Consider the following 11,247-nt stretch of genomic DNA (forward strand, 5'->3'; position numbering starts at 1 on the left):
GGGTGTACGGCGTACACCTATCCTCTCTGGTGTACGCCGTACACCCGTGCTCGCTCGCTGCCGATCGGGGAGAGGCCGATGAAGGCGATCATTCAGGACCGGTTCGGCGCGCCGGACGTCCTGCGACTGACGGAGACCGACCGGCCCGGGATCGGGGCCGACCAGGTACTGGTCCGCGTGCACGCCGCCGCGGTCAACCCGTACGACTGGCACATGATGCGCGGCGACCCGTATGCCGCACGGCTGACGCCCGGCGTGGGGCTGACCCGCCCGAAGTCACGCGTGGCGGGGATCGACGCGGCCGGGCGGGTCGAGGAGGTCGGCGCCGGCGTGCGCGGACTCCGGCCCGGCGACGAGGTGCTGGGCTTCTGTCCGGGCTCCTTCGCCGAGTACGCGCGCACCACCCCGGACCTGCTGGTCCCCAAGCCCGCGAACCTGACCTTCGAACAGGCGGCGGCCGTGCCGATGGCGGCGGTGACCGCCCTGCGCGGCATCCGCACCGTGGGGCGGGTGCGGGCGGGGCAGCGGGTGCTGGTCAACGGGGCCGGCGGCGGTGTGGGCACGTTCGCCGTGCAGCTCGCCGCGTCCCTCGACGCCGAGGTCACCGGGGTGTGCGGCGCGGGCAACGCCGAGCTGGTGCGCTCACTCGGCGCCGCGCACGTCGTCGACTACACCCGCGAGGACTTCACCGACACCCGTGACCGCTACGACGTCGTCCTGGACAACGTGGGCAACCACCCGCTCGGCCGGCTGCGCCGCGTGCTCACCCCGGCCGGCACCCTGGTGGCCAACGGCGGCGGCTCACCCGGCCACGTCTTCGGCGCGATGGGCTCCATGCTGAGGCTGATGGTGGCCGACCGGTTCGTCAGGCAGCGGCTCCGCGTGATCCTCCCGGCGGCACCGGCCGGTCCCACCCACGAGGACCTGCTCGCCGTCACCGCCCTCATCGGGGACGGGCGCCTCACCCCGGTGGTCGACCGGACGTACCCGCTGGCCGAGGCGGCCGAGGCGGTACGCCATGTGGAGGCGGGCCACGCCCGCGCCAAGACGATCGTCACCGTCGACCCCGACGGCCCGGGCGGCGGCGGGGTCAGGCCTTCTTGACCACGCTGGACTTGAGCTGCATCGCGCCGAAGCCGTCGATTCTGCAGTCGATGTCGTGGCCGTCGACACCGTCCTCGACGAGGCGGATGTTGCGCACCTTCGTGCCCGCCTTGATGCCGGACGGGCTTCCCTTGACCTTCAGGGCCTTGACCACGGTCACGGTGTCGCCGTCGGCGAGCACGTTGCCGACCGCGTCCTTGACGACGCGTACGCCGGGGTCGCCGGCGGCGGCCCCGGCGGGGGCGGGGGTCCATTCGTGCCCGCACTCGGGGCAGACCAGCAGCGCGCCCATCTCGTAGGTGTAGGCGCCGGCGCACTCGGGGCAGGGGGGAAGGTTCTCACTCACGGCGGCAGTCTATGAACGACTAGCTGAATTGCGAAATTCTGCAATTCGTTGGATGGTGTGGGCGCCATGCTCGTGGTCGCGGGGAGAGGTTCGCGTGTCGGTTCCGCTGTATCAGGCCAAGGCCGAGTTCTTCCGGATGCTCGGCCATCCCGTACGGATACGGGTGCTCGAACTCCTCCAGGAGGGGCCGACGCCCGTGCGGGACCTGCTCGCCGAGATCGAGGTCGAGCCGTCCGCGCTGTCCCAGCAGCTCGCCGTGCTGCGCCGGTCGGGGATCGTGACGTCCCGCCGGGACGGCTCCACCGTCGTCTACGCCCTGGCCGGCGGCGACGTCGCCGATCTGCTGCGGGCCGCCCGCCGGATCCTGACCGAGATGCTGGCCGGGCGGAGCGAGCTGCTCGCCGAACTGCGGGAGGCCGAGAACTCGGCGGAGGCGACCCGGTGAGCGGGGCGTGGGGCCGGGTGCGTTCGCTGCTGCCCTCGTCCGCCGACCTCACGGACGTACGGCGTGATCCCCGCCGGGACCTGCTGGCCGGACTGACCGTCGCGATCGTGGCACTGCCGCTCGCCCTGGGCTTCGGCGTCTCCTCCGGCCTGGGCGCGGAGGCCGGGCTCGCCACGGCGGTCGTGGCGGGTGCCCTCGCGGCGGTGTTCGGCGGGTCGAACCTTCAGGTGTCCGGGCCGACCGGGGCGATGACCGTGGTCCTGGTGCCGATCGTCGCGCGGTACGGGCCGGGCGGGGTCCTCACCGTCGGCCTGATCGCCGGATTCCTCCTCGTCGCCCTCGCGCTGCTGCGCGCGGGCAGGTACATGCGGTACGTGCCCGCGCCCGTGGTCGAGGGCTTCACCCTCGGCATCGCCTGCGTGATCGGGCTCCAGCAGGTTCCGAACGCGCTGGGTGTCGACAAGCCGGAGGGCGAGAGGGTTCTCGTGGTGACCTGGCGGGCGGTCGAGGAGTTCGCCGAGGCGCCGAACTGGACCGCTGTCGGCCTCGCCCTCGCGGTGGCCGCGGTGATGCTGGCCGGGGCACGGCTGCGGCCGGTGATCCCGTTCTCCGTCGTCGCGGTGATCGCCGCCACGCTCGTCGCGCAGGTCTTCGGCCTGGACGCGGCCGCACCCATCGGCGACCTGCCCTCCGGGCTGCCCGCCCCGTCGCTCGGATTCCTGGAGCCGGACGCGTTGGGCACGCTGCTGCCCTCGGCCGTGGCGGTGGCCGCGCTCGCCGCCCTGGAGTCGCTGCTGTCCGCCTCCGTGGCGGACGGCATGACGGTCGGCCGGAAGCACGACCCGGACCGGGAGCTCTTCGGGCAGGGCCTGGCCAACATCGCCGCGCCGCTGTTCGGGGGCGTTCCCGCCACGGGCGCCATCGCCCGCACCGCGGTCAACGTCCGCACCGGAGCCTCGTCGCGGCTCGCCTCGCTCACCCACGCCGCCGTCCTCGCCGTGATCGTGTTCGCCGCCGCGCCGCTGGTGTCGAGGATCCCGCTGGCCGCGCTCGCGGGCGTGCTCATCGCCACGGCGATCCGCATGGTGGAGGTGGGCTCCCTACGGGTGATGGCGAAGGCCACCCGCTCGGATGCGCTGATCCTGGTCCTGACCGCCGTCGCCACACTCGCCCTCGACCTCGTCTACGCCGTGATCATTGGGCTCGTCGTCGCCGCGGTCCTCGCGCTGCGCGCCGTCGCCAAGCAGGCCCGCATGGACGAGGTCCCCCTGGACCGGGGTGACCACACCACCGAGGAGCACGAGCTGCTCGCGGAGCACATCGTCGCGTACCGCATCGACGGACCGCTGTTCTTCGCCGCCGCGCACCGCTTCCTGCTGGAGCTGAGCGAGGTCGCCGACGTCCGCGTCGTGATCCTGCGCATGTCCCGGGTGACGACCATGGACGTCACGGGCGCGCTCGTCCTCAAGGACGCGGTCGAGCGGTTGAACCGGCGCGGCATCGTGGTCATGATCTCCGGGGTGCGCCAGGGGCAACGCCAAGTCCTGGACTCCGTAGGTCTGTTGAAGCGGTTGGCCCTGGAGGGGCGCGAGTACGCGACCACGCCCGAGGCGATCCGGGGCGCACGGGACCACCTGGAGAGCGCCGGACTGCTGCCCGCCCCGCCCGCCCAGTGGACGCGGTCGAAGACCGCCCGCGAGGAACCGGCTCGGTGACGACCGGAGAAGATGGCCGCATGCTGACGATTCATGGGCGGACGCGATGGTGCGGGCGGAGCGCGAGCGAGAGGGGGGTTCGGTGAGTACGCCGCTGTACCAACTCAAGGCCGAGTTCTTCAAGACGCTCGGGCACCCCGCGCGCATCCGCGTCCTCGAGCTGCTGAGCGAGCGCGAGCACGCGGTGGCGGAGATGCTGCCCGAGGTGGGGATCGAGCCGGCGCACCTGTCCCAGCAGCTCGCGGTGTTGCGCCGGGCGAACCTGGTGGTGACGCGCAAGGAGGGCTCGAACGTCTACTACTCGCTGACGAGCCCGCACGTGACGGAGCTGCTGCGGGTGGCCCGGACCATCCTGTCCGGCGTCCTCAGCAACCAGGCCGAGCTCCTCGCCGACCTGAAGGCCGCGTCGAACGAGCCGAAACCGCCGGCCGGCGGCTGATCAGGATTCGGGGCAGAGCGTCTTGCGCAGCCCGATGTTGATGTGACGCCCGTCGTCATCGGTCAGCGTGACGCCGTCGTAGGAGAACCGCTGAGCGGCAGCGTGCTCCGGGTTCGTCGCGCCGCCGTCGAGGGCCGCGCACTGGTTGCGGGCCGCGTCGATGGCCTTGTCCTCGTCATGGACGAGCCCGGCGTTGACGTCCATGACGGCCGCGAGGACGGCGTCCCGCTCCGCACCGGTGGGCTCGGCCGGCAGGCCCGAGTCGTCGGCGGCGCCCGACGTCTCGGGGGCGGTGCTCTTGACGGCGTCGGCGTCGGCCTTGCTGTCACCGCCGCCGTCACTGCTACTGCAGCCGACGACGGTGACGGCGACGACGGCGACGACGGCCGCGAAGGTGGTACGAACGCGCATGATCCCCCCAGATGCGAAACGATTGTGCCCATGGTGCGGCAGGAGGGGTGCCTGAACCGTAGTGGTGACAGAGCCATGACATGCTCCGGACGCGTCTGAAGCACTCCGTTGCTGAGGAGGAGTCGCACGGCGCAATCGATGCGGATGTTGTCTATCGTCACCCAGTGCGAACTCTTGCGGTGCCTGTCCGTGGAGCGGAGGGCTTGTTGTGGTGACGCGGCGATGGCCACGTCTGAGGCATCCGGCGCAGGTGGTCGTGGCCGGCTTCGCCACGGCGGTCGTGGCCGGGACCGGCCTGCTGATGCTGCCGGTGGCCAAGGCCGGGCCGGGCGGCGCGAGTGCGGTGGAGGCGTTGTTCACCTCCACCTCCGCGGTGTGTGTGACCGGCCTGATCGTGGTGGACACCCCCGTCTACTGGAGCGGATTCGGGCAGGCGGTGATCCTGGCGCTCATCCAGGTGGGCGGCTTCGGCATCATGACCTTCGCCTCCCTGCTGGTCCTCCTCGTCTCCCACCGCATCGGCCTGAAGGCACGCCTGACGGCCGCCGCCGAGACCAAGACCCTTGGGCTGGGCGACGTCCGCTCCGTCGTGACCGGTGTGGTCAAGGTCAGCCTCCTGCTGGAGGCGCTCACCGCACTGGTCCTGACCCTGCGGTTCGGCATCACCTACGACGAATCCTGGCCGCGGGCGCTCTGGCTCGGTGCCTTCCACGCCGTCTCCGCGTTCAACAACGCCGGGTTCGCCCTGTACTCCGACAACCTGATGGGCTTCGCCACCGACCCATGGATCTGCCTGCCCATCGCACTGGCGGTCATCGCCGGCGGACTGGGCTTCCCGGTCCTGTTCGAGCTGCGCCGCCGCTGGCACCGGCCGTGGTCCTGGTCCCTGCACACCAAGATCGTGGTGTGGGCCTCCGGGATCTTCCTGGTCGGCGGCAGCGCCTTCATCACCGCGATCGAATGGTCCAACCCGGGCACCCTGGGCCCGCTGAACGCTCCCGGGAAACTGCTCGCCGGCTTCTTCCAGGGCGTGATGCCGCGCACCGCCGGGTTCAACAGCCTCGACACCGCCGAGATGAATCCGGCGAGCTGGCTGGGCACGGACGTGCTGATGTTCATCGGCGGCGCCAGCGCCGGCACCGCCGGCGGCATCAAGGTCACCACCTTCGCCGTGCTGTTCTTCGTCATATACGCGGAGATCCGTGGGGAGGGCTCGGTCAACATCTTCCACCGCCGTCTGCACGGTGACCTTCAGCGTCAGGCCCTGACCGTGGTGCTGCTGTCCGTGGCCGCGGTCGCCGTCTCCACCCTGGCCTTCGTGGTCTTCACCGACTACAGCCTGGACCAGTCACTGTTCGAGACCACCTCCGCCTTCGCCACCGTGGGACTGTCCACCGGCATCACCGCGGGGCTGCCCACCGGTCTGCAACTGCTTCTGGTCGCGCTGATGTTCATCGGCCGGCTCGGCCCCATCACCGTCGCCTCCGCGCTCGCCCTGCGCAGCCGCGTCCGCCTGTACGACCTTCCCGAGGAGCGACCCGTCATTGGTTAGGAAACCCGTCCCCAAGAAGCGGCGCGGCGGCCCCCAGGGCTCCGTCGTGGTGATCGGCCTGGGCCGCTTCGGCCGTTCCCTGGCCCTGGAACTCATCGACGAGGACACCGAAGTCCTCGGCATCGACGAGAACACCGAAGTCGTCCAGGCGCTCTCCGGCTCCCTCACCCACGTCGTGCGGGCCGACTCCACCAAGGAGGACGCCCTGCGCCAGCTCGGCGTCCCCGAGTTCGAGCGCGCCGTCGTCGCCATCGGCACCGACCTGGAAGCCAGCATCCTCACCGCCTCGCTGCTGATCTCCTTCGGCATCGAGAACGTCTGGGCCAAGGCCACCAGCGAAGCCCACGGCCGCATCCTCACCCAGCTCGGTGTCCAGCACGTCGTCTACCCCGAGCACGACATGGGACAGCGCGTCGCCCACCTCGTACGGGGCCGCATGCTGGACTACATCGAGTTCGAGGACGACTTCGCCATGGTCAAGACCAGCCCGCCGGCCGACATCATCGGCCTCCCCTTGTCCCAGAGCGCCGTCCGCACCCGCTTCGGCATCACCGTCGTCGCCATCAAGCGCCCCGGCGAAGGCTTCACGTACGCCACCGCGGACACCGTCGTGGAAGCGGACGACACCGTCATCGTGGCCGGCCGCACCCGAGCGACCGAACGCTTCAGCGAACTCCAATAGCGCGCACGGTCGGGCGCCCTCCTGGCTCCCAGGGAAAGCCGCTCGCCTCGGCCGATCAAGGCTGAAGACAACCCACGGCCGGCAGCTCGCTGGGGACTCCAGGAGCGGTCGGGTCCACGAGACTCGTGACGTCTCCAACGGCACAGTCGAGGACCATGGCTGGATCCACCACGGCAGTGGCCGGTGCCGCAAGACAACCGACGATCGTGACAGCTACCAGCGCAGCGGCTGGGATACGAGGCATGATTTCCTCCAGAGGAACGACAGACGTGCGCAGTTTGCCCGCTTTGTCGTATCAGGATTCAATCCGTCACCCGAACAGCACGGCGAACCCCGCCGACTCCGTCAGATGATGTCGCCACAGAGGTTGACCCTGAGGACAACCTCTCACCCTGGTCGGCATGACTTCGAGAGCCGATGGGACGACGCAACACTTCACGGTCCACCACGACGGCGTCACGATCCCGGTGTCCCTCGGCGGGCAGGGACGCCCCCTGGTCCTATGTCCTGGGCTGAACTCGACACAGGCCGACCTGCACGAGCTGACCGAGCTCCTGCGAGGCGACCACGACGCCGAGGCGATCACGGACATCGACAAGCGGCTACGGGCCGAGATCCGCGAGCGGCAGCGGCACCGGGAGCGTTGTCTGGCGGTGCCCCCGGAGGTGGTCGAGTATCTCGACCGGCTGCGGGCGCTCGGGGTCGGCGAGCGGATCGTCCAGGTCGAACGCGACGGCTGGATTCCGCTGGCCGCGCTCTCACCCGAGCGAATCCCGGAGTGGATGCACGCAAGCGGAAGCAGCTCGCCGACCCCCAGTTCGCCGGCTTCTACCTGACCCTGAGCCAGGCCCTCGACCACACCCACGACGATCCACTGCTGGTCGAACTGGCCGACGAATTGGCCGCCTGCATCACACAGATGGCCAACGAGCGGGGCGAGCACTACGTCGACGACACACGGTGCCCCCGGCCCGCTCGTCCGCCATTGTGTGTCGGCGTTGTCACGCAGTTAAACACTCACTGCTCGGACGGTGGCGCTGACCATGGATCATGTTGTTGGAGTGCGTCGAACTCGCTGAGACCAAGCCTGCTTGCGGCGGTACGCCGTTCCCGAACCTCTGACCACGTTCTGGGGCGGTAGCCTGGCCCACTGCAACCGCACGAGTGGAAGGTGATCCCGGCTCGGAGAATGGCCTCAAGGGTGCGCCAACCCTGCTTGTCCCTGCGGCGTGGAATGGCCACGTCCAAACCGGCGTTGATCATTGGCCGACGGCAGCGAGGACAGAGGTGATCGCCGGGCGGTTTCAAGCCTTGCTTGAACGAAGTCCGGCAGACCAAGCAAACGAAGTGACGCTTGTAGGTAGCCGCATACCGACACATCCCTGAAGCGTAGCGAGATCGATCTGTCCCCGGCCATCGAGTAGTCGACTGGTCCGGTGGCCGGACAGTGTCGCTGGTGTGTGCCCCATTCCGGCACCGTTGATGTCAGCCGTGGATGTCAGGCAGAGGGCCTGCCGGGGTCTCGGAGATCTGTCGCGCCAGTTCCTCGATGACCTGTGGGACGACACGCTGAGCATCCTCGTCCTGTAGTGCTTCGACAAGTGCTTGATGCACTGCCGCATACGGCTGTCCGGCATGTGAGGCACGGGTTCGGTCGACCGCCCGCTCGATCGCCGCACATCGCGGTGTGGCGCTCGGTCCGGCGGGGCGGGGACACCAAGACCCGGAAGTCCCGGCGCACGCTCGCTCTGCCGGCGCGGTGCGTCGAAGCCCTCTCGCAGCAGTTCGAAGATCAGGGATGGGATCGGCTCGCCGCCGGCGACACCACAGCTTCGTGTCCCCGCTGTCCGACCGTGGCGTCCCGCTGGAAGTGATCTCCCGGCTCGTCGGACACTCCGGGACGGCCGTGACCGAGGAGCTCTACCGGAAGCAGATCCGGCCCGTGACCCAGATCGGCGCCGTGGTCATGGACGGGATCTTCGGCGCTGATCCGCAACGGTCGTCGGCACGCGGGAGCCGGTAGTCACGCAGACGAAACAGGTGAGGCACCTACTCAATTGAGTAGGTGCCTCACCTGGTGTTTCTCTGTCGGGGTGGCGGGATTTGAACCCACGACCTCTTCGTCCCGAACGAAGCGCGCTGCCAAGCTGCGCTACACCCCGATTGTCGCTGCTGTCGCGGCGACGACGTTTACTTTAGCCCACTGGAGGCCGTGGACGAAATCCGGTTTTCCAGGGGCGGCGGACCGGGTTCGGGCGGGTGTGGTCCAGGGCCACGAGGAGGACGGCCAGGGCGTAGAGGGCGAGGCCCAGGAGGAGGGCGTTGGCGAGGGCGCCCCGGTAGCCGTGCCGGGCGGCGTCGAGGAAGGGGTAGAGGTAGCGGTCCGGGGAGCCGGGGAGGAGCTCGCCACGGATCAGGGTGAAGGCCAGGTAGGCCAGGGGGTACAGCATCCAGGCCGGGGTGTGGCGGAGGTGGGTGCGGGCCGGCGGGGTGAGGAGGAGCCAGTCCAGGAGCGCGGCGACGGGGAGCAGCGTGTACAGGGTGTGGGCGGCAAGCGACGTGCCGGTCGCGTCCGCCGACAGGACGTGGTGGACCAGGGCGGCCATGACGACGTACAGCAGGGTCGCCCCCGTGACGGCGCCCGGCAGCGGGTGGCGGGCGCTCCAGGCGCGGCGGGCCGAGGCGAGCATGACCAGGGCGAGCAGGACCGCGCTCTGGACAGCGAAGAGGCTCAGGACGCGGGCCGGGTCGCCGGCGAGGCTTTCGACCAGCACCGCGCCCGCCGCCAGCAGGGCCAGGACCAGGCGGTACGTCGCTGCCAGCGGGCGGCGTACCAGCGGGACGACTGCTCTGGCGGGGGCGAAGAGGGCGGCCGACGCCGGATGCGTACGCGGCAGGGCGGGGATGTCCGGCAGGTCCCTGGGTATCGGGGCGGTCATGCACCCCAGCGTGGGCGGGCGTCCGGCTCGCGGCGATGCGGGTGAGCCGGACGGGTGACCTCGGCGGGTCTCAGTCCCGGCCCACCAGGGTCAGCAGCGTCGCCTCGGGCGGGCAGGCGAAGCGGACCGGGGTGTAACGGCTGGTGCCGCAGCCCGCGGAGACGTGGAGATGGGACGTACGGCCCTGTGACGTGTGCGTGGACAGGCCCTTCACGCGGTCGGTGTCCAGGTCGCAGTTGGTGACCAGGGCGCCGTAGAAGGGGATGCAGAGCTGGCCGCCGTGGGTGTGCCCGGCCAGGATCAGGGGGTAGCCGTCGGCGGCGAAGGAGTCCAGGGCGCGCAGGTAGGGGGCGTGGACGACGCCCATCGAGAAGTCCGCCGCGTCCGACGGGCCACCCGACACCTCCGCGTACCGGTCGCGCTTGATGTGCGGGTCGTCCAGGCCGGTCAGCTCGATCGACGTGCCCTCGATCTTCAGCGTGCCCCTGGTGTTCGTCAGGTTCAGCCAGCCCGCCGCGTCGAAGCCGTCCCGTAGGTCCTCCCACGGGTTGTGGACCGCGCCGACCACCGGGGGGTTGCCGTTCAGGCCGTGGCGGCCCTGGACCTTCTCGAGCAGGTAGCGGGCGGGGTTGCGCAGCGTGGGGCCGTAGTAGTCGTTGGAACCGAAGACGTAGGCGCCCGGGAACTCCATCAGGGGGCCGAGCGCGTCGAGGACCTCCGGTACGCCCTCGGGGTCGGAGAGGTTGTCACCCGTGTTGATCACGAAGTCGGGGCGCAGGCCCGCCAGGGAGCGCAGCCAGCGCTGCTTCTTGCGCTGGCCGCCGACCATGTGGATGTCGGAGACCTGGAGCACGCGCAGCGGACGCATCCCGGAGGGCAGTACGGGGACGGTCACCCGTCGGAGGCGGAAGGAGCGGGCCTCGAAGCCCGCCGCGTACAGCAGCCCGGCGGCGCCGGCCGCCGTGATTCCCAGGGGGATTCCGTATCGCGCTTGCATGGGCCCATCGTGTCAGACCCGCGGGACCGCGCCGAACGCCCGTGGACGCGGGGCCCGTTAAATCAGCAGGCGTTCCTCCGCGCGCACCTGCGACAATCAAGCCATGACCACGCTCAAGTCGAAGCTGCAGGAAGACCTCAACGCCGCGATCAAGGAGCGCGACGAGCTCCGCTCCTCGACGCTCCGGCTGACGCTCGCCGCGATCACCAAGGAGGAGGTCGCGGGCAAGGAGAAGCGCGAGCTCTCCGACGACGAGGTGCAGAAGGTGATCACCCGTGAGGCGAAGAAGCGCCGCGAGGCGGCGGAGGCCTTCGCGCAGGGTGGCCGCGCCGAGCAGGCCGAGCGGGAGAAGGCGGAGGGCGAGGTGCTGGCGCAGTACCTGCCCAAGCAGCTGTCCGACGACGAGCTGAACGCGATCGTCGCGCAGGCGGTGGAGGAGGCCCGTGCCGCGGGTGCCGAGGGGCCGCGGGCCATGGGTGCCGTGATGAAGATCGTGAACCCGAAGGTGGCCGGGCAGGCGGAGGGCGGCCGGGTGGCGGCCGCGGTGAAGAAGCTGCTGGCAGGGTGACGTGACGAAGCTGCCGGCCGGCTGAGTCCGGGTCGCGCCCACGACGTCG

The 11,247-nt window shown here is 70.3% G+C and carries 11 protein-coding genes, 1 tRNA gene and 2 pseudogenes; 9 read left to right on the plus strand and 5 right to left on the minus strand.

Annotated elements, in window-relative coordinates; all coding sequences use genetic code 11:
• Positions 1-78: 78 nt before the first annotated feature.
• Positions 79-1,104 carry an NAD(P)-dependent alcohol dehydrogenase gene (locus ACZ470_RS12010; RefSeq protein ID WP_468426753.1) on the plus strand — a complete coding sequence of 342 codons (1,026 nt, stop codon included), beginning with the start codon at positions 79-81 and terminating at the stop codon, positions 1,102-1,104.
• Here ACZ470_RS12010 and ACZ470_RS12015 read toward each other — a convergent pair.
• Positions 1,091-1,450, minus strand: coding sequence for a zinc ribbon domain-containing protein YjdM (locus tag ACZ470_RS12015; RefSeq protein WP_468426754.1), 360 nt, complete (start codon positions 1,448-1,450; stop codon positions 1,091-1,093). The genes ACZ470_RS12010 and ACZ470_RS12015 overlap by 14 nt on opposite strands.
• 94 nt (positions 1,451-1,544) lie before the next feature.
• Here ACZ470_RS12015 and ACZ470_RS12020 point away from each other — a divergent pair, with 94 nt between their 5' ends.
• From ACZ470_RS12020 to ACZ470_RS12030, 3 genes are all read left to right on the plus strand, one after another.
• Positions 1,545-1,895, plus strand: coding sequence for an ArsR/SmtB family transcription factor (locus ACZ470_RS12020; RefSeq protein WP_468426755.1), 351 nt, complete (start codon positions 1,545-1,547; stop codon positions 1,893-1,895).
• Positions 1,892-3,610, plus strand: coding sequence for a SulP family inorganic anion transporter (locus ACZ470_RS12025; RefSeq protein WP_468426756.1), 1,719 nt, complete (start codon positions 1,892-1,894; stop codon positions 3,608-3,610). Before ACZ470_RS12020 ends, ACZ470_RS12025 begins: the two co-directional genes overlap by 4 nt.
• An 82-nt stretch (positions 3,611-3,692) precedes the next feature.
• Complete coding sequence (locus ACZ470_RS12030) at positions 3,693-4,049, plus strand: ArsR/SmtB family transcription factor (RefSeq protein WP_468426757.1); 357 nt, start codon at positions 3,693-3,695, stop codon at positions 4,047-4,049.
• Here the strand turns inward: ACZ470_RS12030 and ACZ470_RS12035 are convergent, their stop codons facing one another.
• A complete protein-coding gene (locus ACZ470_RS12035) occupies positions 4,050-4,460 on the minus strand; it encodes a hypothetical protein (RefSeq protein ID WP_468426758.1) in 411 nt (136 codons plus the stop codon).
• Between the two features lie 211 nt (positions 4,461-4,671).
• Between ACZ470_RS12035 and ACZ470_RS12040 the strand changes: the two genes are divergently transcribed.
• The 4 genes and pseudogenes from ACZ470_RS12040 to ACZ470_RS12055 all read left to right on the plus strand — a co-directional run.
• Positions 4,672-6,012: a TrkH family potassium uptake protein gene (locus tag ACZ470_RS12040; protein WP_468426759.1), complete on the plus strand. Its 1,341-nt coding sequence runs from the start codon at positions 4,672-4,674 to the stop codon at positions 6,010-6,012.
• Complete coding sequence (locus tag ACZ470_RS12045; protein ID WP_468426760.1) at positions 6,005-6,694, plus strand: potassium channel family protein; 690 nt, start codon at positions 6,005-6,007, stop codon at positions 6,692-6,694. Before ACZ470_RS12040 ends, ACZ470_RS12045 begins: the two co-directional genes overlap by 8 nt.
• Before the next feature lie 401 nt (positions 6,695-7,095).
• A pseudogene (locus ACZ470_RS12050) lies at positions 7,096-7,266 on the plus strand (alpha/beta hydrolase); the annotation flags it as partial.
• Between the two features lie 1,080 nt (positions 7,267-8,346).
• Positions 8,347-8,717, plus strand: a pseudogene (locus ACZ470_RS12055) (site-specific integrase); the annotation flags it as partial.
• Positions 8,718-8,782: 65 nt separating this feature from the next.
• Here the strand turns inward: ACZ470_RS12055 and ACZ470_RS12060 are convergent.
• From ACZ470_RS12060 to ACZ470_RS12070, 3 genes are all read right to left on the minus strand, one after another.
• Positions 8,783-8,856, minus strand: a tRNA-Pro gene (locus ACZ470_RS12060).
• A 33-nt stretch (positions 8,857-8,889) separates the two neighbouring features.
• Entirely contained in the window at positions 8,890-9,633 is a 744-nt protein-coding gene (locus tag ACZ470_RS12065; RefSeq protein ID WP_468426761.1) for a Pr6Pr family membrane protein, read from the minus strand.
• A gap of 70 nt (positions 9,634-9,703) precedes the next feature.
• A complete protein-coding gene (locus ACZ470_RS12070) occupies positions 9,704-10,630 on the minus strand; it encodes a metallophosphoesterase (protein ID WP_468426762.1) in 927 nt (308 codons plus the stop codon).
• Positions 10,631-10,733: 103 nt separating this feature from the next.
• Between ACZ470_RS12070 and ACZ470_RS12075 the strand changes: the two genes are divergently transcribed.
• Positions 10,734-11,198, plus strand: coding sequence for a GatB/YqeY domain-containing protein (locus tag ACZ470_RS12075; RefSeq protein WP_468426763.1), 465 nt, complete (start codon positions 10,734-10,736; stop codon positions 11,196-11,198).
• The last annotated feature ends 49 nt before the right edge of the window (positions 11,199-11,247 follow it).

The organism is Streptomyces sp. NPDC031111 (genome assembly GCF_055570675.1).

What these genes read in the sequence shown, in the direction of transcription:
- ACZ470_RS12035 (WP_468426758.1), bottom strand. Translation starts at nt 4,460, where the DNA reads ATGCGCGTTCGTACCACCTTCGCGGCCGTCGTCGCCGTCGTCGCCGTC.
- ACZ470_RS12010 (WP_468426753.1), top strand. Translation starts at nt 79, where the DNA reads ATGAAGGCGATCATTCAGGACCGGTTCGGCGCGCCGGACGTCCTGCGA.
- ACZ470_RS12075 (WP_468426763.1), top strand. Translation starts at nt 10,734, where the DNA reads ATGACCACGCTCAAGTCGAAGCTGCAGGAAGACCTCAACGCCGCGATC.
- ACZ470_RS12070 (WP_468426762.1), bottom strand. Translation starts at nt 10,630, where the DNA reads ATGCAAGCGCGATACGGAATCCCCCTGGGAATCACGGCGGCCGGCGCC.
- ACZ470_RS12065 (WP_468426761.1), bottom strand. Translation starts at nt 9,633, where the DNA reads ATGACCGCCCCGATACCCAGGGACCTGCCGGACATCCCCGCCCTGCCG.